The sequence below is a fragment of the Pseudomonas sp. GW822-FHT05A08 genome, from assembly GCF_058800485.1.
The window spans coordinates 4,997,501-5,018,966 of record NZ_CM179511.1; the positions used below are offsets into that span (position 1 = coordinate 4,997,501).

A 21,466-nucleotide genomic window follows, 5' to 3' on the forward strand; every position below is an offset into this window, starting at 1 on the left:
CGTCAACCCCTAATTTGTCTTTTCTATCAATAACCTGCAAAAACGGATGAATCCTTCTCTATATAAGAAGAGCAGAAACATCATGAGCAATATATTGCTCAAGCGTTTTTAGTTGAGCATCATGTCGGCGCACCAAACCCTCCTCTTGACCCGGATGATGCCTTGCCATGAATGACCAGCCCCGCAGCCTAGCCTCGACCCTGTTCCCGGTGGGACTGCTGCTTATTGCCATGGCGTCCATCCAGTCCGGCGCCTCACTGGCCAAAAGCATGTTCCCGATCGTGGGCGCACAGGGCACCACCACACTGCGCCTGATTTTCGCCAGCATCATCATGCTGCTGCTATTGCGCCCATGGCGCGCGAAGCTCACCGCCAAGTCCCTGCGCACCGTCATCGTCTATGGCATGGCGCTGGGTGGAATGAATTTTCTCTTCTATATGTCGCTACGCAGCGTTCCTCTGGGAATCGCCGTGGCCCTGGAATTCACCGGCCCACTGGCCGTGGCCATTTATGCTTCGCGAAAAGCCATCGACTTTCTCTGGATCGCCCTGGCGATTATCGGTCTGCTGCTGTTGATTCCAACCAGCGATACGAGCGCAGGTATCGACCTGATCGGCGCGGGTTATGCCTTGGGAGCCGGGGTGTGCTGGGCGCTCTATATTCTGTTCGGGCAAAAGGCCGGGGCCGACAATGGCATCCAGACTGCAGCGCTGGGCGTGATGATTGCTGCCTTGTTCGTTGCGCCTATCGGCATCGTGCATGCCGGGGCTGCCTTGCTGACGCCCAGCCTGATCCCCATCGCCATCGGCGTGGCCATTCTCTCCACCGCCCTTCCCTACAGCCTGGAGATGGTCGCCCTGACCCGAATGCCGGCGAGAACCTTCGGCACGCTGATGAGTATCGAGCCAGCTTTTGGTGCCTTGTCCGGGCTGCTGTTCCTCCACGAATTCCTGTCGCTCGCGCAGTGGCTGGCTATTGCCTGCATCATCCTGGCGTCAGTGGGTGCGACCCTGACCATGCGCAGCGAATCGAAACCTTTGGTAGCGGCGGATTGATTCCTGGTTGTACATAGCTCTGGTATTTGCCGCTCAATTAGGCCATGTTTAGGCGCTGTAACTCAGCGCCAGTCATGGATTTTTCAGACAAGGACCGCACAGACGCCAAAGTGACAGCTAACGCAGTCGAACCCGGACAACAGATCCGGGATCAGCAATAGGGACAGGAATGAAACGTTTTTTGATTCTGTTAGCCGTACTGGCCATCGCAGGTTGCGCCGCAACTTCGAAAACCGAGGTCAAGCGCGGAAAGAAGGGCCTGCATATCAACTGCTCCGGCCTGTCCTCCTCCTGGGACAAATGCTACGCCAGCGCTGCTACCTCCTGCGGCCCCAAAGGCTACAAGGTGATCGCCAAATCCGGAGATGCAGTGGAGGACCCGGGCGACTATCCCTTCGGCCTGAATCCCGCCGGCTATACCAGCCGCAGCATGATCGTCATCTGCAAGTAGGCAGCACCTGCCTACTGCACATCCTGCATTGGCAATTGACGAACAATTTCGTCATGGCTCGACTTCAGGACCTGGCGCTGAATGTCCGGACTGACCAGCATTCGCGCCACCACCAACGCCCCCACACATTGCGACAGAATCGACCAGGCCAGGCTGTCGCTGCCCAGGGTGCGCGCCCAACTCTGCTGCAAACGGCAAATCCAGTCTTGCGCCTGCTGTCGAACCCCCTCGTCCGCCCGTGAGATTTCCGCGCCCAAGGTTGGCAAGGCGCAGCCCGTTTCAGGGCTCTCGACATGCGCCATGCTCAAGTAGTGCTTGAGACAGCGCTCAAGCCGCATCCGGCTTTGCTCACCATCGCCCCCCAGACGCTCAAGGCTCTGGCTCAGCTCACGTTCGACAATAGAACCGAACAGCTCATCCTTGGATGAAAAGTGGCTGTAGAAGGCCCCACCACTCAGCCCGATCGCTTTCATCAGGCCATCGACCCCCACAGTCGAAAACCCTTCCTTTTTCGCTGACACCGCGCTGCTCTGCAGCAGCCGTTCCCGGGTTTCCTGCTTGTGACTGGCTGAATAACGCATGACGCCCCTCTCCTCTCTTCGCCTTGACGCTCGGCGGATCGTAGCATAACGTTCGTTTAGTTAACGACCGTTTACCAATAGAGCGATCCCACCATGACTACAGCCACAGAGAACAAGAAAGTCGTTTTGGTCGTCGGAGCCGGCGATGCCACAGGCGGTGCAATTGCCAAGCGTTTTGCCCGGGAAGGTTTTGTCGCCTGTGTCACCCGACGCAGCGCGGACAAGTTGCAGCCCCTGGTGGAGGCCATCCAGCAATCGGGAGGCGAAGCCCATGGGTTCGCCTGCGATGCTCGAAAAGAGGAAGAAGTGATTGCCTTGATCGAACAGATTGAGCGCGAGATCGGTCCGATCGAAGCCCTGGTGTTCAATATCGGCGCCAACGTGCCCTGCAGCATCCTTGAAGAAACAGCGCGCAAGTACTTCAAGATCTGGGAGATGGCCTGCTTCTCGGGTTTCCTCAATGCGCGAGAAGTGGCCAAACGCATGGTCACTCGCAAACGCGGGACCATCCTGTTCACCGGCGCCACCGCGGGCTTGCGCGGCGCTGCGGGGTTTGCCGCCTTTGCCGGAGCCAAGCATGGCATTCGCGCACTGGCGCAAAGCATGGCCCGGGAGCTGGGGCCGTTGAATATCCACGTTGCTCATGTGGTGGTCGATGGCGCCATCGACACGGACTTCATCCGCAACAGTTTCCCGGAAAAGTATGCGCTCAAGGATGAGGACGGCATCCTCAACCCCGAACACATCGCCGACAACTACTGGTATCTGCACAGACAGCCCCGGGATGCCTGGACCTTCGAACTGGATCTGCGGCCCTGGAACGAACGCTGGTAAACCCTGCGCCACAACAACAAAAAGGGAGCATCACCGATGAGCAAAACCGTCGAGTTCTTTTTCGACCTGGGCAGTCCGACCTCTTACCTGGCCTACACCCAATTGCCAAAGATCTGTGCCCAGACAGGCAGCCAGCTGATTTATCAACCCATGTTGCTCGGTGGCGTGTTCAAGGTCACGGGCAATGCCTCGCCGATCAGCATCCCCGCCAAAGGACGCTACATGCTTCAGGACCTGGCGCGTTATGCCAAACGTTATGAGGTGCCACTGGCATTCAACCCGCACTTCCCGATCAACACCCTGCTGCTGATGCGCGCGGTGACCGGCATACAACTGCGACACCCGCAGCGTTTTATTGCCTTTATCGACTGCCTGTTTCGCGCACTCTGGGTCGAGAAGCGCAACCTGAACGATCAGGCCACCGTTGCGGCAGTACTCAGTGAGGGGGGATTCGATCCGCAAGAGGTGCTGGCCCTGACCAACGATGAAGAGGTCAAGAACGCCCTCAAGGACAAGACCGAACAAGCCTTGCAGCGCGGCGTGTTTGGCGCGCCGAGCATGTTCGTCGATAACCAGTTGTTCTTCGGCCAGGATCGCCTGGACTTTGTCCTAGAAGCCTTGAGTTAAGCCAAGACGTCAATATGACGAGCAACGCCATTCGCGCTGCCAGCCCAAGGCTGGCAGCGCGATTCACGTTCAGAGAGTTGCGGTACGGGTATTCAGCCATTCCAGCGCCGCGCCCTGCAGCAGCGGACTCAGGCGCCGACGCACTTCAGCGTGGTAGGCGTTGAGCCACTCACGCTCGTCCTGGGTCAGCAGCGAAGGTTCCAGGCAGCGGCTGTCGATCGGGCACAAGGTCAGGGTTTCGAACTTGAGGAACTCGCCGAATTCGGTAGTGCCTGCCTCACGGTTCATCGCCAGGTTTTCGATGCGCACGCCCCAACGGCCCGGACGATAAGTACCCGGCTCGATCGAGGTGATCATCCCTGGCTGCATTGCGGTTTGCGGTGCTGGCGCCGCCTGATAGGCGATCACTTGCGGGCCTTCGTGGACATTGAGGAAATACCCCACGCCATGACCGGTGCCGTGCCCGTAATCCACGCCTTCGGCCCAGATCGGCGCGCGGGCGATGGCGTCCAGCAACGGCGACAGGATGCCCCGCGGGAATTGCGCCCGGGACAAGGTGATCACGCCCTTGAGCACCCGCGTGCAATCGCGCTTCTGCTCGGCGCTCGGGGTACCAACCGGGACCATGCGGGTGATGTCCGTGGTACCGCCCAGGTATTGGCCGCCGGAATCGATCAGCAGCAGGCCATCACCTTCGATCACCGCATGCTCTTCTTCGGTGGCGTGGTAATGCGGCATCGCGCCATTGGCGTTGAACGCGGCGATGGTGTTGAAGCTCAGGGATACGTAACCGGGGCGACGGGTGCGCGCCGCGGTCAGGTGCTCGTCGATGGTCAGCTCGGTAATGCGTTCACGGCCCCAGGCCGATTCCAGCCAGGCGAAGAATTCGCAGAGCGCCGCACCGTCCTGCTCCATGGCCTGGCGGATATGCTCGGCATCAGCCAGGCTTTTACGGGACTTGGCCAAGGTCGTCGGATTCAGGCCTTCCAGCAGCGTCACACCATCCCCAAGGTTATCCAGCAAACCGGCGGTAACCCGCGCCGGATCCACCAGCAGGCTGGCGCCGTCGGAAATCGCACTCAGGGCCGCGGCCACTTCGCTGTAGTCACGCAGGGTGATGCCGTCCTGTTCCAGCACGGCACGCAAGGCATCATCGACTTTGCTCAGCGCCACGAACAGCGTCGCCTGCTGTTGGCTGATCAGGGCGAAAGAGACGAACACCGGGTTGAACGAGACGTCACCGCCGCGCAGGTTGAACAGCCAGGCGATGTCGTCGAGGGTGGCGATGAAATGCCAGTCCGCGCCTCGCTCTTTCAGGGTTTCGCGCAGCTTGCCGAGCTTCTCGACCCGGTCGACCGTGGCCTGGGGCGGCAAATGCTGGTAGATCGGCTGGTCCGGCAGGCTCGGGCGGTCGCTCCAGACTTCGTTCAGCAGATCGATATCGGTGCGCAGGCGAGCACCGCGCTCCTGCAGCTTGTTGCCCAGGGTACGCGCCGAAGCCAGCGCCATCACCGCGCCGTCGACCGCGACCACGCCCCCTTCCGGGATCTGCTCGGCCAGCCAGTCCAACGGGCCGGGCTGGCCCGGCAACAGTTTGACCAACTCGATGCCGCTGCCCTTGAGTTCCTTGGTCGCCTGCTCCCAATAACGGCTATCGGCCCAGACCCCGGCGAAATCCGCCGTCACGATCAGGGTGCCGACCGAACCGTGAAAACCCGACAGCCACTGCCGGCCTTGCCAGTAACCGGGCAGGTACTCCGACAGGTGCGGGTCGGCCGACGGCACCAGCAGGGCATGAATGCCCTCGCGGTTCATCAGCTCGCGGGTGCGCGCCAGGCGCTGGGGGACCACTCCATTGGTCAAGGGCTGCGTACTCATTGTGTCTCCTGCTACCAGGTCAATCATTGTTATTGGATACCGAGGGCATCGACCCTCAGGGTTGGGCAACCGCCCAGAACGCCGGTGCACTGGCGGATGAAGCCTTGATCAGCTGGACGGCCTGATCGATGTCCTGCTCGGTGGTGAAACGCCCCAGGCTCAGGCGGATGGTCCGCCCCGCCGCCCGGGCGTCGAGCCCCAACGCCAGCAACACATGGGACGGCGCATTGCTCGCCGAGTTGCAGGCCGAGGTCGCGGAAAACGCGATGGAGGCACTCAGGGCCGCCGGGTTGAACGCCCCTTCACCGAAGGTGAGGCTCAAGGTGTGGGGAATGCGCTGGGCCGGGCTGCCGTTCAGGCGCAGCCCCGGCACGTCGGCCAATTGTTCGAGCAGACGCTCGCGCAGACGGGCGATGGTCGCCGCTTCTTCGTCGAAATGTTCGGCGGCCAGGGCAAAGGCGGCGCCCATGGCGGCAATCTGATGGGTCGCGAGCGTCCCGGAGCGCAAGCCGCCTTCATGGCCGCCGCCGTGGATCTGCGCCTGCAAGCGCTGCTGCGCGCGCGGGCCGACGTAGAGCGCGCCGATGCCCTTGGGGCCGTAAATCTTGTGGGCGGAAAAGGACATCAGGTCCACCGGCCACTGCGCCAGGTCGATCGCCACCTTGCCCGCGCCCTGGGCCGCGTCGACATGCAGCAGCGCCCCGCGCTCACGGACCACACGGCCAATGCCCGGGATGTCGTTGAGCGTGCCCAGTTCGTTATTGACCAGCATCAGCGACACCAGGAAGGTGTCGTCGCGCAGGGCCTCGCTGACCGCCTCGGGCGTGATCAGCCCGTCGCTGTCCGGCATCAGGTAAGTCACCGCCACGCCGGCAGCCTGCAACTGGCTGGCGGTGTCGAGAATGGCCTTGTGCTCGATCTGGCTGGTGATGATGTGCCCGCCGGAGATGCCCCGGGCCTGGGCCACGCCCTTGAGCGCCAGGTTGTTGGATTCGGTGGCGCCGGAGGTCCAGACGATCTGCTCGGGCGCCGCGCCCACCAGTTGGGCGACCTGCTGGCGCGCCAGCTCGACGCTGCGCCGGGCCTGTTGGCCGAAGGCGTGGGAACTGGACGCCGGATTGCCGAAGTTACCGTTGAACCCCAGACATTCCACCATCACCTGAATGACTCGCTCATCCACCGGCGTGGTGGCGGCGTAGTCGAAATAGAGAGGACGTTTATTCATCGCAAAAATACCCGCAGAGCCTGTTCCAGGATCAAGGTTCGCTCGGTGCCGAACGCTGATACGCGCCCTTTCGGCAACGCAAAAATGGCAGACCGTCAGCAATACCCGATCGGATGCAGTTAAAGAAGGACAACTTCATTTAAAAGTGCGTAGGAACGCTCCCGAGGGGCAGCTTAACAGGCTCCGGGAGCCGGGTTAAGCGAGGTTCGGCCAGGGGGCCGAAGAACAAGGCGCAAGGCGGGGAAAATCATCACAGGGTTTTGCCGATGCTCACCGGCAGTCCGTCAGCCTGCGCAGGCAAGGCCGTGGCAGATCGACAAATCAGCTGGCCCGGCCATGCAGGGTCACGCTGTGCTCGGCGTTCATTTCGCCCTGCCGGTCGAAACCGAAGGTCCGTTGCGGGGCAAGCAGCTCGGCCTTCTTCTGTTGGTATTCGTCAAAGGACAGCCCGCGCCGGTTCAGTGCTTCCAGCGCCAGTTCGCGGGTTTCCTCGGCGGTATAGGGACGCGACTCCGGGCCCGGCTGGCTGGCACAACCGGCCAGCACCGCAGTGGCGACAAGCAAGGAAAAGACAAGCGAACGGTTCATGGCAAAGCTCCTGGATCTGGGCTGCGAGGCAATGGACACAGGCTACCGTCGCCCTTCCCGGGGCAGAAATCATCACGCTCGATAGTGGCTATCGATTCCCCCTATCGCAGCCCATTGCAGCCGTACATATTTCTAAAAGACCTATAAATATGGAAATAAAGTATTTTTTAGGAATATCAGTAAGCCTTTATAACAGGCCCATCGCGCCGCCTGCTGTTGCCTGAGCAACTGTTCGCCAGGCAACAGCCAATCAACAAAACAGTGTCTTCCCAACAACAGCCCGCTCCTGCAACAGCGCCACAAGCCCCGCCACTCAAGGCTTTGCGTCGCTGGTACAGCTCTTGCTCAAGCCCTGGGACTACTCACTGCTCGTTGAGCCCTGTTCAACAAAGGAACTGATCATGTCGCGTCCATTAAAAGTCGTTGCCCTGTCCGGTGGAACCTGGCGCCCCTCGCGCACCCTGGTGCTGACCCAGGCGCTGCTCGCCGAACTGGCGGGGCAATTGCCGATCGAGAGCACACTCATCGAACTGGGCGACATCGCCCGCCCCCTGGGCGCGGCCCTGTCCCGCCAGGAGCTGGCGGCGGAAGTCGAAGCGCAGTTGCAAGCCATCGAAAGCGCCGACCTGCTGATCGTCGCAGCACCCGTGTACCGCGGTTCCTACCCGGGCCTGCTCAAGCACCTGTTCGACCTGATCGACCTCAACGCGCTGATCGACACCCCGGTGCTGCTGGCCGCCACCGGTGGCAGCGAACGTCACGCCCTGGTGCTGGATCACCAGCTGCGGCCGCTGTTCAGTTTCTTCCAGGCCCTGACCCTGCCCATCGGGGTCTATGCCACCGAGGCCGACTTCGCCAACTACCAGATCACCAGCGAGCCCTTGAAAGCCCGCATTCGCCTTGCGGCAGAACGCGCCGCGCCACTGTTCGGCGTGCATCCGAAAAATCTGCTGAAAATCGCTTAAGGACCTGTCATGGATGTTTTCTGGTTTCTTCCGACTCACGGCGACGGCCATTACCTGGGCACCACCCAGGGCGCGCGCCCGGTCACCCTCAACTACCTCAAGCAAGTGGCCCAGGCCGCGGACAGCCTGGGCTATCACGGCGTACTGATCCCCACCGGGCGTTCGTGCGAAGACTCCTGGGTGATCGCCTCGGCGCTGGTGCCCCTGACCGAACGCCTGCGCTACCTGGTGGCGATCCGCCCGGGGATCATCTCGCCGACCGTCTCGGCGCGCATGGCCGCCACCCTCGACCGGCTGTCCAACGGCCGCCTGCTGATCAACGTGGTGACCGGCGGCGACCCCGACGAGAACCGCGGCGACGGCAGCTTCCTCAGCCACAGCGAGCGCTATGAGGTCACCGACGAATTCCTGAGGATCTGGCGCCGGGTGCTGCAAGGCGAAGCCGTGGACTTCGAAGGCAAGCACCTGCATGTGCAGAACGCCAAGGCCCTGTACCCGCCAGTGCAGAAGCCTTACCCGCCGCTGTATTTCGGCGGGTCCTCGGACGCCGCCCATGACCTCGCCGCCGAACAGGTGGACGTGTACCTGACCTGGGGCGAACCACCGGCCGCGGTCGCCGAGAAACTCGCCGATGTGCGTGAGCGGGCCGCCCGCCATGGCCGCACGGTGAAATTCGGCATCCGCCTGCATGTGATCGTTCGCGAAACCGCGGAAGAGGCCTGGAAGGCCGCGGACAAGCTGATCGAACACATCAGCGACGACACCATCGCCGCCGCGCAGCAATCCTTCTCGCGCTTCGATTCCGAGGGCCAGCGGCGCATGGCCGCCTTGCACGACGGGCGGCGCGACAATCTGGAAATTGCCCCCAACCTCTGGGCCGGCGTCGGCCTGGTACGTGGCGGCGCCGGCACCGCGCTGGTGGGCAACCCCGAGCAGGTGGCGGCGCGGATCAAGGAATACGCGGACCTGGGGATCGAGAGCTTCATTTTCTCCGGCTACCCGCACCTGGAAGAAGCCTACCGCTTTGCCGAACTGGTGTTCCCGCTGCTGCCGGAACCCTACGCCAGCCTGGCCGGACGTGGCGTGACCAACCTCACCGGGCCGTTCGGCGAAATGATCGCCAATGACGTGCTGCCGAGCAAAAAAGCGGCTGGAGGCTAACCAGCATGGCGACCCCATGCCATGGGTCGCCTGCCGGAACGCTATCGCGGGCAAGAACTGGGCGCCCCCCCCCTGCTCCTACAGAAACCACCTGCACCCTGTAGGAACAAGCTTGCTCGCGATCGAGCGCCCCGCGCTCGCTTCACAGCCCCACCGATTTCACGGCCCAATAACCGGCCCCGAACGAGGAACACCGCGTGACTGCCAAGCCGCAAAGCGCCTTGTTGTCCCCCTTGCAGACCGCCCGCCAGCTGGCGGCCGAGTTTGCCCTGACCGCCGTCGAACGTGACGAACGCGGCGGTACCCCGAAAGCCCAGCGCGACGCCCTGCGCCAGAGCGGCCTGCTGGCCCTGAGCATTCCCACCCAGTACGGCGGCCTCGGCGCCAGCTGGAGCGAGACCCTGAACATCGTCCGCGAGTTCGCCAAGGTCGACAGCTCCATCGCCCACGTCTTCGGCTTCCACCACCTGATGCTGGCCACCGTGCGCCTGTTCGCCCGCCCGGAACAATGGCAACCCTGGTTCGAACAGACCGCGCGCAAGAACTGGTTCTGGGGCAACGCCCTCAACCCGCTGGACACCCGTACCGTGGTGAAGAACCTCGGCGGCTGGCGCGAGTTCTCCGGCAAGAAGAGCTTCTGCTCCGGCGCCAGCGATTCGGAAATGCTCATCGCCTCGGCGGTCGACGAAAGCAACGGCGGCAAGCTGCTGATTGCCGCCATTCCCAGCGGCCGCAGCGGCATCACCCTGCACAACGACTGGAACAACATGGGCCAGCGCCAGACCGATAGCGGCAGCGCCAGCTTCGAGCGGGTGCGGGTCGAGGAATCGGAACTGCTGCTGGACCCGGGGCCCTTGAGCACGCCCTTCGCCTGCCTGCGCCCACTGATCGCCCAACTGACCTTCACCCACATGTTCCTCGGCATCGCCGAAGGGGCTTTTGAAGAAGCTCGCCAATACACCCTCACCGAAACCCGGCCCTGGCATAAGTCCAGCGCGCAGGAGGCCTATCAGGACCCTTATGTGCTGGGTCATTACGGGGATTTCTGGGTGGCCCTGGAAGGCATGCGCCTGTTGGTGGAGCGCGCCGCGGAGCTGCTGGACAAGGCCTGGGCCAAGGGGCCGAACCTGAGCGCCGAAGAACGCGGCCACCTGGCCACGGCCATCGCCACCGCCAAGGTCGCCACCACGCGCCAGGGCCTGGAGCTGTGCAGCCGCCTGTTCGAGGTCACCGGCGCCCGCTCCACCCACGCCTCCCTGCGCCTGGACCGGCATTGGCGCAACCTGCGCACGCAAACCCTGCACGACCCGGTGGATTACAAACTCCATGAGTTGGGTGACTGGGCCCTGAACCAGTCCCTGCCGACCCCGACTTTCTATTCCTAGCCTTCTGTTCCCGGAGCTTGTCCATGCAGCTTTTGACCCTACCGCCCTCGCCGGCCCTGGCCACCTCGATCCGGGCCACCGCCCAGGTGTTCGAAGACCCGAAATCCCAGGCCTTGCTGGCGCATCTGCAGCAGGTCGCGCCGAGCGAGGCCAGCGTGTTGATCATCGGCGAAACCGGTACCGGCAAGGAGCTGGTGGCGCGCCATATCCACAACCTCAGCGCCCGGCGCAACCGGCCCTTCGTGGCGGTGAACTGTGGCGCGTTCTCCGAGTCACTGGTGGAGGCCGAGCTGTTCGGCCATGAAAAAGGCGCCTTCACCGGGGCCCTGAGCGCCAAGGCCGGCTGGTTCGAAGAGGCCAATGGCGGGACCCTGTTCCTCGACGAAATCGGCGACCTGCCGATGGCGATCCAGGTGAAGTTGCTGCGGGTGCTGCAGGAACGCGAAGTGGTGCGCCTGGGTTCGCGCAAAAGCATTCCCATCGATGTGCGGGTGCTGGCGGCGACCAACGTGCAACTGGAGAAAGCCATCAACGCCGGGCATTTTCGCGAGGACCTGTACTACCGCCTCGACGTCGTCAGCCTGGAACTGAGCCCGTTGCGCGAGCGCCCCGGCGACATCCTGCCGCTGACCCGGCACTTTATCGAAGCCTACAGCCAGCGCCTGGGCTACGGCGCCGTGACCATCAGCAGCGAGGCCGAGCACAAGCTGCGCAGCTACAGCTGGCCGGGCAATATCCGCGAACTGGAAAACGTCATCCACCACACCCTGCTGATCTGCCGCGACGGCGTGATCGAGCGCGACGACCTGCGCCTGTCGAACATGCGCATCGAGCGCCAGGACGACAGCCACCACAGCCATGACGACTCAGCCGAAGCCCTGTTGGAGCGGGCCTTTCACAAACTCTTCGAAGAGCAGGCCGGCGCCCTGCATGAAAAGGTCGAGGACGCGCTGCTGCGCGCGGCCTACCGCTTCAGCCATTACAACCAGGTGCACACCGCCAACCTGCTGGGCCTGAGCCGCAACGTCACCCGCACCCGGCTGATCAAGATCGGCGAACTGGCGGTGAACAAGCGCCGCCCGCCGGAAAAACCCGGCCAGCACGAGCGCACCCTGCAACTGTCGATCTAGCTGGCCAGACGGCAGTGCAACGCGTTGTCCGGGCTGCGCTCGATGCTGCGCACCACCTGGAACGAGCCGAAGGTCACGGTCTTGGCCTGATAGGCACGCAGCAGTTGCCAGAAATCCTGTTCGCCCTTCTCGAAACTCTGGAAGGCCGCCTCGCCGGCTTCCCGGGTTTGCCATTGCAGGTAGTTGAGCACCCGCCGGCCGTCCTCGCTGGCCTGCACGCTGCCACTCAGGAAACCCGGGTAGCCCTGGGCCAGGCGTTCGGTCTGCTCGGACAGCGCCGACACCAGGCCGGATTGTTGATGGGGTTCGGTTTCGAATTCGATCAATTGCGTAAAGCTGCGGTTTTGCGCAAACGCGTGCATGGCAAGTCCCCACTGACGGATAAACGGAATCTTGTGATTCGAAGTTCCGCAGGGTAAAACCTCCAGTTAAGTAAAGGTCAAGCGACTTTTGCTCATTCCCCACCCGCAGGAGCGCTGCATGCCCAGCCCCGAAACCGTGCACAAGGAACTCACCGTCGGCCAAGTGGCCGCCCGCAGTGGCGTAGCGGTCACCGCCCTGCACTTCTATGAAACCAAGGGGCTGATCAAGAGCAACCGCAACGCTGGCAACCAGCGCCGTTATCCTCGGGAAGTGCTGCGCCGGGTGGCGCTGATCAAGGTGGCGCAGCGCCTGGGCATTCCCCTGGCCGAGATCGGCCAGGCCCTGCGCAGCCTACCGGACCACCGCGCACCGACGGCCGCCGACTGGAGGCGGCTGTCCGAGCAGTGGAGCCAGGAGCTGGATGAGCGGATCAAGCAACTGACCCTGCTGCGCGACCGCCTCAACGGCTGCATCGGCTGCGGGTGCCTGTCGATGCAAGACTGCCCGCTGCGCAACCAGGGCGATCAGCTGGGCGAGCGCGGCCCGGGCGCGCGATTGCTGGAAACCGACTGAGCGGGCGGCACCCAGCCCGACCGCAGCCTGTGGCAGCGGCTGCACCTCTTCCTCCTGATCGCTGGCTCACTGTTGCCAGGCGGACACCTCGTCAGTTCAAGCCAGACTGTGGACTGCCCGAGCCTATAGTGAACCGACCGGAAAACCGGCCAGGTTCACTTCGACAAACCCATGACAAGAAAGGAGAACCGAGATGAGCGTCAAACCCATCCCCGAGGGTTACCCCAGTATCACGCCCTACCTGGGGATTACGCAGGCTGCCGAGGCTATCGAGTTCTACAAGAATGCCTTCGGCGCCATCCAGGTCATGCGCCTGGACATGCCCGACGGCAGCGTCGGCCATGCCGAGCTGCGCATCGGCGACTGCCCGATCATGCTGGGAACGCCCTGCGATCAAGGGCCACTGAGCAATCCCGACCAATCACCCGCCGTCGGCCTGCACCTGTACGTCAACGATGTCGACAAACAGTTCGCCCAGGCCATCGCTGCTGGTGGCCAGGTGGTGTCCGAGGTCAAGGACCAGTTCTACGGCGACCGCAGCGGCACCCTCAAAGACCCGTTCGGCCACCTGTGGTTTCTCGCCACCCGCAAGGAAGACCTGAGCGAAGAGCAGATCAAGCAGCGGGCCGTGGAGATGTTTAAACAGCAGGGATAAGTGCTGTGCCTGAAAACCGTTGATCGTGGGCAAGCCTCGCGCCTACAGAAGAAGCGCGCGAGGCTGGCCCGCGATAGCGCCCCCCCCAACGCCCCACAGCGCGGGCCTTGTGCACGCCATTGGTTGCGCGGAAACATTTACTTTCATATCGTCTTTCGGGATTTACGATTCTCATTCGTCTTAATTAGATGCAGCAGGTCGCGTTGGCGAAGGTTACGCCGCGGGTTTCTCTCCGGGCTTACCAGCCGCCCGCGGCTCCACTCCTCGAATCAAGACGCGTGCTCAATGTCGAAGAAGTCCCGCTCGAAAATCTGGTTTCTCGTTCACAGCTGGCTGGCCCTGCCCATCTGGTTCTTTGTGCTGATAGTTTGCGTCACCGGCACCCTGGCCGTGGTCAGCCAGGAAATCGTCTGGCTGGCCAACCCCGACATCCGCGCCAGCAAACCCACAGGCGACGCCCAACCGCTGAGCTACGACCAGATCGTCAAAGCCATCAAGCAGGCCGAACCGCAGACCCTGGTCGAAAGCATCAGCACCCCCGACGAAGCGCATTTCGCCCTGACCGTGGGCGTCAGCTACCCCGATGGCCGTTCCGTCGAGGTCTATGTCAACCCGTACACCGGCGTCATCCAGGGCGTCAGCCCGCAATTCAACTTCCAGGCCTTCACCCGCGCCCTGCACGGCTGGTGGCTGGTGCCTTTCACCAACGGCTACAGCTGGGGCTGGTACCTGGTATCGCTGCTCGGCCTGCCGATGCTGGCCTCGCTGGTCACCGGCCTGGTGGTCTACAAGAAGTTCTGGAAGGGCTTCCTCAAGCCGACCCTGCGCCTGCGCCACGGCGCGCGGATTTTCTGGGGCGACTTCCATCGCCTGAGCGGCATCTGGTCGATCTGGTTCATCGCGGTGATCTCCATCACCGGCACCTGGTTCCTGATCGAGGCGATTCTTGGCGACAACCAGATCACCCTTTCCAGCGAACCCATAGTTCCGGTGATCGCCCGCGAAAGCGTGCCGACCTCCGCCGACGGCAGCCCGGCGCCGATGATCGGCGTCGATGAAGCCATCCGCATCGCCACCCAGCAGATACCGGGCTTCGAGGTCAGCTTCGTCATGCTGCCGAGCAATGCCTACAGCCACCTGTTCATTGGCGGCCGCGGCTGGTACCCGCTGATGTACCAGACCGCCAACCTCAACCCTTACAGCGGCTCGGTGGATACCACACACCTGCTGTCCCATCGCTCGGCCCTGGAGTTCGTCACCGAATCCATGCGTCCGCTGCACACCGGTGATTTCGGCGGCATCTGGATCAAGCTGATCTGGTGCTTCTTCGGCCTGCTGCTGAGCATGATGGTGCTCAGCGGCCTGCTGATCTGGACCAAGCGCACCGCCCTGGCCACCGCCGCGGCCCTCAAGCGCAGCCACAAGACACCGCGCCCCATCCTCGCCCAGCGCCCGGTTGCGGCCCTGCACAGCGACACGCCGGAGGGCAACCTGTGAGCAAGACAGACAACCCAATGCCGGTTTCGCCCCTGCGTCAGTTCTGGCTGAAATGGCGTTTCCACCTGAACATCCTGCTGTTGCTGATCCCCCTCGGCTTCATGCCCAAGTACTTCGCCGACGCGGCGCTGGCCCGTGGCGACAGCGGCCTGGGCGAACGCGAGGTGGGCGAGGTGCAGGTCGGGCCCTGGAGCCTGCGCCTGGCCGAACTGCGCAACCAAGCGCCGCAACTCCAGGGGCCGGCCGGTTATATGAAGGGCTTCAATGCCGCCCTGTGCGACGCCTGCATCGACCAGGTCAAGGCCACCTACCTGCGCATCGGCAAACCCCGCAGCCTGCGCGCCGCCGGGGTGATCTTCTTCGGCACCCCGTACCGCATGGGGGCCAGCCTGCCCATTCCGCAAAAGACCAAGGCCGACGCCGAGCTGTGGATCACCATGGAAGGCTGGGACGGCAGCCTGCACCAGGCAGCCATCCCCCTGGGCCAGGCATCCCCGGCCACCCTCGCCTGGCTGAACCAACAAGGAGGCAAACCATGATTGCTGTACCCACCGCCCGCCTGCGCCTGCTCGGTGCCGGCACACTCCTGCTGGCCAGCGCCCTGTTCAGCGGCGGCGCCCTGGCCCATAACCCAATGTGCGAGTGCAAGCAGATCGACGGCGAGCAGATCCGCTGCACCGGCGGTTTCTCCGACGGCAGCGGCGCCCCGGGGGTGACCCTGGACGTGATCGGCTACGACGAAACCATCCTGGTGCCCGGCAAACTGGGCGCCGACTCCACCCTGACCTTCAAGAAACCCGACGCCGAGTTCTACGTGCTGTTCGACGCCGGCCCCGGCCACGTGGTCGAGATCGACCAAGCCGACATCGAGGCCCCATGAGCACCTCCACCCACCAAGTTGTGCGCCCGGCCGGTGCCGGCCATGAAACCCTCTACGTCCTGCTGCTGTGCCTGTTGATCCTCAGCGTGGCCGGCACCGTGGTGCTCTGGCGCGGCGAAACCAGCGAAATGGCGAGCATCGACAGCCAGCAACTGGACGCCCGCCGCGACCTCACCGCCGGCGAACAGGGCCTGTACGCCGACCTGCGGGTGACCCTCGACGAAATCCGCCTGCTGCGCGAAGAAGCCCAGGCCCTGCCGACGCCCGAACAACTGGCCGAGGAAGGTTTCGCGCCCTTTGCCCAGGACGCCAGTTCGGTGAGCCGTGGCGGGCATGCCTGGCAACTGCGGCAACAGGCCTATGTCGGCCTCAGCCAGAACAATCAAGTGGCCGGCTCCTTCCTGATGCGCATCGCCGCCGACCCGGCCGCCGCCCCGGACATCTGGCTCAACCGCGGCCCATCCCTCGCCGCCCCCAACGACCTCAGCGACGCCGCCCTGACCAGTGCCGGCTGGCAGCAGGTGGTCGCGCAATTCGATGCCGGAGTGACCCGCCAGCATCGCCACTGAACCCACGCATTCACCGAGAGAAGACCGCTAGCCCATGCCTATTTCATCTCAACGCCGCCCGCTCCTGCGGGTGCTGCTGGTCAGCCTGTTCGCCCTGTTGCTCAGCCCTCTCGCCACGGCCGACCAGGCCAAGCGTCTGCGTATCGGCATCACCCTGCACCCCTACTACAGCTACGTGGCCAACATCGTCGGCGACAAGGCCGAGGTCGTGCCGCTGATTCCCGCCGGCTTCAACCCCCACGCCTATGAACCGCGCGCCGAAGACATCAAGCGCATCGGCACCCTGGACGTGATCGTGCTCAATGGCGTCGGCCACGACGACTTCGCCGACCGCATGATCGAGGCCAGCGAACGTCCGGACATTCCGGTGATCGAGGCCAATCAGAACGTGCCGCTGCTGGCCGCCACCGGCATCGCCGCGCGCGGCGCCGGCAAAGTGGTCAACCCGCACACCTTCCTGTCCATCAGCGCCTCCATCGCCCAGGTCAACAACATCGCCCGCGAGCTGGGCAAGATGGACCCGGCCAACGCCAAGACCTACACCCAGAACGCCCGCGCCTACGGCAAACGCCTGCGGCAGATGCGCGCCGACGCCCTGGCCAAGCTGACCAAGGCGCCCAACGCCGACCTGCGGGTGGCCACGGTGCATGCCGCCTACGATTACCTGCTGCGCGAGTTCGGCCTGGAAGTCACCGCCGTGGTCGAGCCGGCCCATGGCATCGAGCCCAGCCCGAGCCAGTTGAAAAAGACCATCGACCAGTTGCGTGAACTGGACGTCAAGGTGATCTTCTCCGAGATGGACTTCCCGTCCACCTACGTCGACACCATCCAGCGCGAGTCCGGGGTCAAGCTGTACCCGCTGTCGCACATTTCCTACGGCGACTACAGCGCCGAGAAATACGAGAAGGAAATGGCCGGCAACCTCGACACCGTGGTCCGGGCGATCCAGGAGGCCGGCGCATGACCGCCCTGCACAGCCTGGCCCGCGGCCCGTCCATCGAATTCGACCAGGTCAGCCTGACCCTGGGTCGCACCACCATCCTCGACAACGTCAGCTTCAAGGTGCAGCCCGGCACCGTGCATGCGCTGGTCGGCCCCAACGGCGGCGGCAAGAGCTCGCTGATCAAGACCCTGCTCGGGCAGATGCCCCACCAGGGCCAGTTGCGCCTGCAATGGCCGGGCGAGCCGGGGGTGATCGGCTATGTGCCGCAAGCCCTGGAATTCGACCGCGGCCTGCCAATGACCGTCGACGACTTCATGGCCGCCATGTGCCAGCGCCGCCCGGCTTTCCTCGGCCTCAGCCGGCATTACGCCGCGGCCATAGGCGAAGCCCTGGAGCGGGTCGGCATGCAGGACAAACGCAAGCGGCGCATGGGCGCCCTGTCCGGCGGCGAACGCCAGCGGGTGCTGCTGGCCCAGGGGCTGATCCCGGCGCCGCAACTGCTGGTGCTGGACGAACCGATGTCGGCCCTCGACGAAGCCGGCATCCAGGTCTTCGAGCGCCTGCTCGGCGACTGGCGCCAGGCCGGGATCACCCTGCTGTGGATCGAGCACGACCTGGAAGCGGTCGGCCGCCTGGCGGACCGGGTCACCGGCCTGCATCGCCGCGTGCTGTTCGACGCCCACCCGCAGCAGGCACTGACCCCGGAACGCCTGCTGACGCTGTTTTCCACCCACCCGCGCAGCGCGGATATCGTCAGCGGGAGTGTTGCCTGATGAGTTACGAAGCCTTTCGTCTGATGATCCAGGGCTGGGCCTCCTCCGGTTACCTGCCAGAAGCCCTGGCCTATGGGTTTGTGGTCAACGCCCTGCTCGCCGGCTTGCTGATCGGCCCGGTGCTGGGCGGGTTAGGCACTTTGGTAGTGGTCAAGCGCTTCGCGTTCTTCTCCGAAGCGGTGGGCCACGCGGCGCTGACCGGCGTGGCCATCGGCATCCTGCTCGGCGAACCCTACACCGGCCCGTACGGCAGCCTGTTCGGCTACTGCCTGCTGTTCGGCATCCTGCTCAACTACCTGCGCAACCGCACCGGCCTGGCGCCGGACACCCTGATCGGCGTGTTCCTGTCGGTGTCCCTGGCCCTGGGCGCCAGCCTGCTGCTGATCCTCGCCGGCAAGATCAACGTGCACATCCTGGAAAACGTGCTGTTCGGTTCGGTGCTCACGGTCAACGGCAACGATCTGCTGGTGCTGCTGATCGTCGGTGCCCTGGTGATGGGCCTGAGCCTGCCGCTGTACAACCGCATCATGCTCGCCAGCTTCAACCCGCAACTGGCGGCGGTGCGCGGTGTCGCGGTGAAAACCCTGGACTACCTGTTCGTGATTCTGGTGACCCTGATCACCGTGGCCGCGGTGAAAGTCATAGGCGCGATCCTGGTGGGCGCCCTGCTGGTGATCCCGGCGGCGGCCGCGCGCCTGTTGAGCCAATCGCTCAAGGGCTTTTTCTGGATCTCGGTGCTGATCGCCACGGTCAGCACCCTGTGCGGCATCCTGCTGCCGATCCTCTTCGACCTGCCCGTCCCCTCCGGCGCCGCGATCATCCTGGTGGCCGGTGTCGCCTTCGCCCTGGCCGCCGTTGCCCGCGGCATTGTCCCCAGCCTCAAAGGGAATATCGGATAAATGCACAGTTCATTACATCACCTGACACGCCCCCTGACTTTGGCCCTGGCCCTCGCTGGGCTGGGCAGCGCGCCGGCCCTGGCCCAGCCGGACCGTTTCGAACCGATGCGCGTCACCGCCAACCAGAGCCTGGGCACCACGGCGCTGCACAGCGCCAGCTCACCCAAGCCGCTCACCGTGCTGGCCTCGCTACCGATCACCTTCGGCCTCGGCCAGTGGCTGCTGCAAGGCACCGATGTGCGACTCGAACGCGCCGCCCCCGACAACCTGCCGGGCTCACGCCAGACTGCCTACTTCACCGGTCGCGGCGCCCCGGCGCTGCATAAGCTGGCCCTCGACGCCGACGCGGTGATCGGCCTGCGCTCGATCTGGCCGGACGACCCGCTGTACCCCAATGCGCGGCGCAGCAACATCCGCATCGTCGAAGTCGATGCCGCGCGCCCGGTGGATGGCGCCCTGCCCGGGGTCGCCCTGCAGCCCGGCAAGAGCGACGGCCTGAACAGCCAGCCGTGGCTGTCGAGCAATAACCTGGGACGCATGGCCGATGTGCTGGCCGCCGACCTGGTGCGCCTGGCCCCCGCCGCCAAGCCGAAGATCGACGCCAACCTGGCCAGCCTCAAGCAACGCCTGCTCAAGCTCAGCGCCGATAGCGAGGGGCAACTGGCCAATGCCGACAACCTCAGTGTGCTCAGCCTCAGCGACCACTTCGGTTACCTGGTCAGCGGGCTCAACCTGGAGCTGCTGGAGGTCGACGCCCGCGCCGACAACGAGTGGACGCCCGAAGCCCTGCAGCAACTGCAAACCCGGCTCAAGGACAACGACGTGGCCATCGTCCTGCATCACCGCCAGCCGTCCGACGCGATCAAGGCCGCCATCAGCGCCGCCGGCAGCCAGCTGCTGGTGCTGCAAACCGACAGCGCCGACCCGCTGGCGGAGTTGGAGAACAGCATCGGCCAGATCACCAGTGCCCTCGCCCCGAAAACCTGACCCGCCACTCCCTCTGTAGGAGCGAGCTTGCTCGCGATGAACGTCAACGATGACGCGTATTGCCTGAGTGGACGCGTTGTTCTTGCATTTATCGCGAGCAAGCTCGCTCCTACAGGGGAAATGGCGCGGCTTACAAATTCCCCCAAGAATCGACCGCCTCGGCGGTGCTAGCCTGCTGCTCCCACCGAACGGACAGGAAGCCCCGCCATGAGTGACTACCTCAAGCTCAACCAGGCCAACTGGGACGAGCGCGCACCGCTGCACGCGGCCTCGCCGGACTACCAGGCGCAGATGTTTGTCGACGACCCGCGGTACCTGTCCGAGGTGGTGCGTTTCGACCTGCCACTGCTGGGCGACATCAGCGGCCTGCGCGGTGTGCATCTGCAATGCCATATCGGCACCGACACCCTGTCGCTGGCCCGCCTCGGCGCGCAGATGACCGGGCTGGACTTCTCCCCCGCGTCCCTGGCCGAAGCCCGCAGCCTGGCGGCGCGCACCGGGAGCGCCATCGAGTTCGTCGAGTCCGACGTCTACAAGGCCTGCGAGGTGCTGCCCAAAGGCGCGTTCGATCTGGTCTACACCGGTATCGGCGCTCTGTGCTGGCTGCCCAGCGTCGACACCTGGGCGCGTAATGTCAGCGAATTGCTCAAGCCCGGCGGCCGGCTGTTTATCCGCGAAGGCCACCCGATGCTCTGGGCCCTGGACGAAAGCCGCGAGGATGCGCTGGTGGTCGACCTGCCCTACTTCGAGCGCAACGAACCGCTGGTGTGGGACGACGACAGCACCTACGTCAGTACCGACCGACCGCTCAAGGCCACGGTGACCCATGCGTGGAACCACGGCCTGGGGGAAATCGTCAGTGCGCTGCTCAAGCACGGCCTGGACATCAGCGGCCTGGTGGAACACCAGAGCATCCCCTGGGAAGCCCTGCCCGGGCAGATGCGCTGTGACGAACAAGGCGAATGGCACCTGCAACACGCCCCTTGGCGCTTGCCATTGAGCTACACCTTGCAGGCCGTCAAACGCCTGGGCTGACGCCCACAAAAAAGCCCGCTGGACCTGCGGGGTTCAACGGGCTTTTGCACCCTGTAGCCGCTGCCGCAGGCTGCGATCGACCGGAACGGTCGTCAGCGATCTTAAGAGCGCCGAAGCCCTGGCGGGCTTATCGCAGCCTGCGGCAGCGGCTACAGGTCAACGTCAGTACGCGGTAATCAGTTGGCCGCCGCCTGGGCGTCCATCTTCTGCCGCAGGCTCAGCGGGCGCATGTCGGTCCACACCTCTTCGATGTAGGCCAGGCACTCCTTCTTCAAGCCGCTCTTGCCCACGGTGCGCCAGCCCTGTGGCACAGCCTTGTAGTCCGGCCAGATCGAATACTGCTCCTCATGGTTGACCACTACCTGGAAGAGGATGTCCTCGCGGTCGAATACTGAAGTCATTACGTGTCTCC

General features: G+C 64.0%; 25 protein-coding genes. 19 read left to right on the forward strand and 6 right to left on the reverse strand.

Features of this window, described 5'->3' with window-relative positions; genetic code table 11:
• Positions 1-167 precede the first annotated feature (167 nt).
• Both rhtA and AC3RCP_RS22280 read left to right on the forward strand, forming a co-directional pair.
• Positions 168-1,055 (forward strand): threonine/homoserine exporter RhtA, encoded by an 888-nt coding sequence (gene rhtA, locus AC3RCP_RS22275; RefSeq protein WP_007930397.1) that lies wholly within the window; start codon positions 168-170, stop codon positions 1,053-1,055.
• A gap of 169 nt (positions 1,056-1,224) precedes the next feature.
• Positions 1,225-1,506, forward strand: a complete 282-nt coding sequence (locus AC3RCP_RS22280) for a hypothetical protein (protein ID WP_007930399.1) — start codon at positions 1,225-1,227, stop codon at positions 1,504-1,506.
• A gap of 11 nt (positions 1,507-1,517) precedes the next feature.
• Here the strand turns inward: AC3RCP_RS22280 and AC3RCP_RS22285 are convergent, their stop codons facing one another.
• Positions 1,518-2,087: a TetR/AcrR family transcriptional regulator gene (locus tag AC3RCP_RS22285; protein ID WP_101338661.1), complete on the reverse strand. Its 570-nt coding sequence runs from the start codon at positions 2,085-2,087 to the stop codon at positions 1,518-1,520.
• Between the two features lie 93 nt (positions 2,088-2,180).
• Here AC3RCP_RS22285 and AC3RCP_RS22290 point away from each other — a divergent pair, with 93 nt between their 5' ends.
• A complete protein-coding gene (locus AC3RCP_RS22290; RefSeq protein ID WP_101338662.1) occupies positions 2,181-2,921 on the forward strand; it encodes an SDR family oxidoreductase in 741 nt (246 codons plus the stop codon).
• A 36-nt stretch (positions 2,922-2,957) separates the two neighbouring features.
• On the forward strand, positions 2,958-3,548 hold the full coding sequence (locus AC3RCP_RS22295; protein WP_101338663.1) for a 2-hydroxychromene-2-carboxylate isomerase: 591 nt from the start codon (positions 2,958-2,960) through the stop codon (positions 3,546-3,548).
• A 69-nt stretch (positions 3,549-3,617) separates the two neighbouring features.
• On the opposite strand, the gene AC3RCP_RS22300 is transcribed toward AC3RCP_RS22295, so the two are convergent.
• The 3 genes from AC3RCP_RS22300 to AC3RCP_RS22310 form a co-directional block, all read right to left on the reverse strand.
• On the reverse strand, positions 3,618-5,426 hold the full coding sequence (locus tag AC3RCP_RS22300) for an aminopeptidase P family protein (RefSeq protein ID WP_492571780.1): 1,809 nt from the start codon (positions 5,424-5,426) through the stop codon (positions 3,618-3,620).
• Positions 5,427-5,481: 55 nt separating this feature from the next.
• Complete coding sequence (locus tag AC3RCP_RS22305) at positions 5,482-6,651, reverse strand: cysteine desulfurase family protein (RefSeq protein ID WP_101338665.1); 1,170 nt, start codon at positions 6,649-6,651, stop codon at positions 5,482-5,484.
• A gap of 321 nt (positions 6,652-6,972) precedes the next feature.
• Positions 6,973-7,239: a hypothetical protein gene (locus tag AC3RCP_RS22310; RefSeq protein WP_009044883.1), complete on the reverse strand. Its 267-nt coding sequence runs from the start codon at positions 7,237-7,239 to the stop codon at positions 6,973-6,975.
• Positions 7,240-7,640: 401 nt separating this feature from the next.
• On the opposite strand from AC3RCP_RS22310, the gene msuE reads away from it, so the two are divergent.
• From msuE to AC3RCP_RS22330, 4 genes are all read left to right on the forward strand, one after another.
• Entirely contained in the window at positions 7,641-8,204 is a 564-nt protein-coding gene (msuE, locus tag AC3RCP_RS22315; RefSeq protein WP_007930411.1) for an FMN reductase, read from the forward strand.
• Positions 8,205-8,213: 9 nt separating this feature from the next.
• On the forward strand, positions 8,214-9,365 hold the full coding sequence (gene ssuD, locus AC3RCP_RS22320) for an FMNH2-dependent alkanesulfonate monooxygenase (protein ID WP_101338666.1): 1,152 nt from the start codon (positions 8,214-8,216) through the stop codon (positions 9,363-9,365).
• A gap of 197 nt (positions 9,366-9,562) precedes the next feature.
• Positions 9,563-10,750, forward strand: a complete 1,188-nt coding sequence (locus tag AC3RCP_RS22325; RefSeq protein ID WP_007930413.1) for an acyl-CoA dehydrogenase family protein — start codon at positions 9,563-9,565, stop codon at positions 10,748-10,750.
• 23 nt (positions 10,751-10,773) lie between these two features.
• A complete protein-coding gene (locus AC3RCP_RS22330; protein ID WP_053262107.1) occupies positions 10,774-11,880 on the forward strand; it encodes a sigma-54 interaction domain-containing protein in 1,107 nt (368 codons plus the stop codon).
• Here the strand turns inward: AC3RCP_RS22330 and AC3RCP_RS22335 are convergent.
• A complete protein-coding gene (locus AC3RCP_RS22335) occupies positions 11,877-12,242 on the reverse strand; it encodes an antibiotic biosynthesis monooxygenase (protein ID WP_007930415.1) in 366 nt (121 codons plus the stop codon). The two genes, AC3RCP_RS22330 and AC3RCP_RS22335, sit on opposite strands and share 4 nt — an antisense overlap.
• A 118-nt stretch (positions 12,243-12,360) precedes the next feature.
• Between AC3RCP_RS22335 and soxR the strand changes: the two genes are divergently transcribed.
• From soxR to AC3RCP_RS22390, 11 genes are all read left to right on the forward strand, one after another.
• A complete protein-coding gene (gene soxR, locus AC3RCP_RS22340; RefSeq protein WP_007930416.1) occupies positions 12,361-12,816 on the forward strand; it encodes a redox-sensitive transcriptional activator SoxR in 456 nt (151 codons plus the stop codon).
• 193 nt (positions 12,817-13,009) lie between these two features.
• Positions 13,010-13,471 carry a VOC family protein gene (locus AC3RCP_RS22345; protein ID WP_274304217.1) on the forward strand — a complete coding sequence of 154 codons (462 nt, stop codon included), beginning with the start codon at positions 13,010-13,012 and terminating at the stop codon, positions 13,469-13,471.
• A 285-nt stretch (positions 13,472-13,756) separates the two neighbouring features.
• Positions 13,757-14,968: a PepSY-associated TM helix domain-containing protein gene (locus AC3RCP_RS22350; RefSeq protein WP_492571781.1), complete on the forward strand. Its 1,212-nt coding sequence runs from the start codon at positions 13,757-13,759 to the stop codon at positions 14,966-14,968.
• 17 nt (positions 14,969-14,985) lie between these two features.
• Positions 14,986-15,507, forward strand: coding sequence for a PA2404 family protein (locus AC3RCP_RS22355; protein WP_492571845.1), 522 nt, complete (start codon positions 14,986-14,988; stop codon positions 15,505-15,507).
• Positions 15,504-15,848, forward strand: coding sequence for a hypothetical protein (locus AC3RCP_RS22360; RefSeq protein ID WP_492571782.1), 345 nt, complete (start codon positions 15,504-15,506; stop codon positions 15,846-15,848). Before AC3RCP_RS22355 ends, AC3RCP_RS22360 begins: the two co-directional genes overlap by 4 nt.
• Positions 15,845-16,417, forward strand: coding sequence for a DUF6162 family protein (locus AC3RCP_RS22365; protein WP_492571783.1), 573 nt, complete (start codon positions 15,845-15,847; stop codon positions 16,415-16,417). The genes AC3RCP_RS22360 and AC3RCP_RS22365 overlap by 4 nt, the downstream gene beginning before the upstream one ends.
• Before the next feature lie 34 nt (positions 16,418-16,451).
• On the forward strand, positions 16,452-17,381 hold the full coding sequence (locus AC3RCP_RS22370; RefSeq protein WP_007930423.1) for a metal ABC transporter substrate-binding protein: 930 nt from the start codon (positions 16,452-16,454) through the stop codon (positions 17,379-17,381).
• Positions 17,378-18,133 carry a metal ABC transporter ATP-binding protein gene (locus AC3RCP_RS22375; protein WP_007930424.1) on the forward strand — a complete coding sequence of 252 codons (756 nt, stop codon included), beginning with the start codon at positions 17,378-17,380 and terminating at the stop codon, positions 18,131-18,133. The genes AC3RCP_RS22370 and AC3RCP_RS22375 overlap by 4 nt, the downstream gene beginning before the upstream one ends.
• On the forward strand, positions 18,133-19,032 hold the full coding sequence (locus AC3RCP_RS22380) for a metal ABC transporter permease (RefSeq protein WP_085531635.1): 900 nt from the start codon (positions 18,133-18,135) through the stop codon (positions 19,030-19,032). The genes AC3RCP_RS22375 and AC3RCP_RS22380 overlap by 1 nt, the downstream gene beginning before the upstream one ends.
• Complete coding sequence (locus tag AC3RCP_RS22385; protein WP_492571784.1) at positions 19,033-20,019, forward strand: metal ABC transporter solute-binding protein, Zn/Mn family; 987 nt, start codon at positions 19,033-19,035, stop codon at positions 20,017-20,019.
• A 207-nt stretch (positions 20,020-20,226) separates the two neighbouring features.
• Positions 20,227-21,054, forward strand: coding sequence for a class I SAM-dependent methyltransferase (locus AC3RCP_RS22390; protein WP_492571786.1), 828 nt, complete (start codon positions 20,227-20,229; stop codon positions 21,052-21,054).
• Between the two features lie 176 nt (positions 21,055-21,230).
• Here AC3RCP_RS22390 and AC3RCP_RS22395 read toward each other — a convergent pair whose 3' ends face one another.
• Complete coding sequence (locus AC3RCP_RS22395; protein WP_053280257.1) at positions 21,231-21,455, reverse strand: MbtH family protein; 225 nt, start codon at positions 21,453-21,455, stop codon at positions 21,231-21,233.
• Positions 21,456-21,466 lie beyond the last annotated feature (11 nt).

What these genes read in the sequence shown, in the direction of transcription:
- AC3RCP_RS22280 (WP_007930399.1), top strand. Translation starts at nt 1,225, where the DNA reads ATGAAACGTTTTTTGATTCTGTTAGCCGTACTGGCCATCGCAGGTTGC.
- rhtA (WP_007930397.1), top strand. Translation starts at nt 168, where the DNA reads ATGAATGACCAGCCCCGCAGCCTAGCCTCGACCCTGTTCCCGGTGGGA.
- AC3RCP_RS22290 (WP_101338662.1), top strand. Translation starts at nt 2,181, where the DNA reads ATGACTACAGCCACAGAGAACAAGAAAGTCGTTTTGGTCGTCGGAGCC.
- ssuD (WP_101338666.1), top strand. Translation starts at nt 8,214, where the DNA reads ATGGATGTTTTCTGGTTTCTTCCGACTCACGGCGACGGCCATTACCTG.
- AC3RCP_RS22330 (WP_053262107.1), top strand. Translation starts at nt 10,774, where the DNA reads ATGCAGCTTTTGACCCTACCGCCCTCGCCGGCCCTGGCCACCTCGATC.
- soxR (WP_007930416.1), top strand. Translation starts at nt 12,361, where the DNA reads ATGCCCAGCCCCGAAACCGTGCACAAGGAACTCACCGTCGGCCAAGTG.
- AC3RCP_RS22285 (WP_101338661.1), bottom strand. Translation starts at nt 2,087, where the DNA reads ATGCGTTATTCAGCCAGTCACAAGCAGGAAACCCGGGAACGGCTGCTG.
- AC3RCP_RS22370 (WP_007930423.1), top strand. Translation starts at nt 16,452, where the DNA reads ATGCCTATTTCATCTCAACGCCGCCCGCTCCTGCGGGTGCTGCTGGTC.
- AC3RCP_RS22310 (WP_009044883.1), bottom strand. Translation starts at nt 7,239, where the DNA reads ATGAACCGTTCGCTTGTCTTTTCCTTGCTTGTCGCCACTGCGGTGCTG.
- AC3RCP_RS22335 (WP_007930415.1), bottom strand. Translation starts at nt 12,242, where the DNA reads ATGCACGCGTTTGCGCAAAACCGCAGCTTTACGCAATTGATCGAATTC.
- AC3RCP_RS22350 (WP_492571781.1), top strand. Translation starts at nt 13,757, where the DNA reads ATGTCGAAGAAGTCCCGCTCGAAAATCTGGTTTCTCGTTCACAGCTGG.
- AC3RCP_RS22360 (WP_492571782.1), top strand. Translation starts at nt 15,504, where the DNA reads ATGATTGCTGTACCCACCGCCCGCCTGCGCCTGCTCGGTGCCGGCACA.
- AC3RCP_RS22355 (WP_492571845.1), top strand. Translation starts at nt 14,986, where the DNA reads ATGCCGGTTTCGCCCCTGCGTCAGTTCTGGCTGAAATGGCGTTTCCAC.
- AC3RCP_RS22395 (WP_053280257.1), bottom strand. Translation starts at nt 21,455, where the DNA reads ATGACTTCAGTATTCGACCGCGAGGACATCCTCTTCCAGGTAGTGGTC.
- AC3RCP_RS22295 (WP_101338663.1), top strand. Translation starts at nt 2,958, where the DNA reads ATGAGCAAAACCGTCGAGTTCTTTTTCGACCTGGGCAGTCCGACCTCT.
- AC3RCP_RS22305 (WP_101338665.1), bottom strand. Translation starts at nt 6,651, where the DNA reads ATGAATAAACGTCCTCTCTATTTCGACTACGCCGCCACCACGCCGGTG.
- AC3RCP_RS22345 (WP_274304217.1), top strand. Translation starts at nt 13,010, where the DNA reads ATGAGCGTCAAACCCATCCCCGAGGGTTACCCCAGTATCACGCCCTAC.
- AC3RCP_RS22375 (WP_007930424.1), top strand. Translation starts at nt 17,378, where the DNA reads ATGACCGCCCTGCACAGCCTGGCCCGCGGCCCGTCCATCGAATTCGAC.
- AC3RCP_RS22385 (WP_492571784.1), top strand. Translation starts at nt 19,033, where the DNA reads ATGCACAGTTCATTACATCACCTGACACGCCCCCTGACTTTGGCCCTG.
- AC3RCP_RS22300 (WP_492571780.1), bottom strand. Translation starts at nt 5,426, where the DNA reads ATGAGTACGCAGCCCTTGACCAATGGAGTGGTCCCCCAGCGCCTGGCG.
- msuE (WP_007930411.1), top strand. Translation starts at nt 7,641, where the DNA reads ATGTCGCGTCCATTAAAAGTCGTTGCCCTGTCCGGTGGAACCTGGCGC.
- AC3RCP_RS22390 (WP_492571786.1), top strand. Translation starts at nt 20,227, where the DNA reads ATGAGTGACTACCTCAAGCTCAACCAGGCCAACTGGGACGAGCGCGCA.
- AC3RCP_RS22365 (WP_492571783.1), top strand. Translation starts at nt 15,845, where the DNA reads ATGAGCACCTCCACCCACCAAGTTGTGCGCCCGGCCGGTGCCGGCCAT.
- AC3RCP_RS22380 (WP_085531635.1), top strand. Translation starts at nt 18,133, where the DNA reads ATGAGTTACGAAGCCTTTCGTCTGATGATCCAGGGCTGGGCCTCCTCC.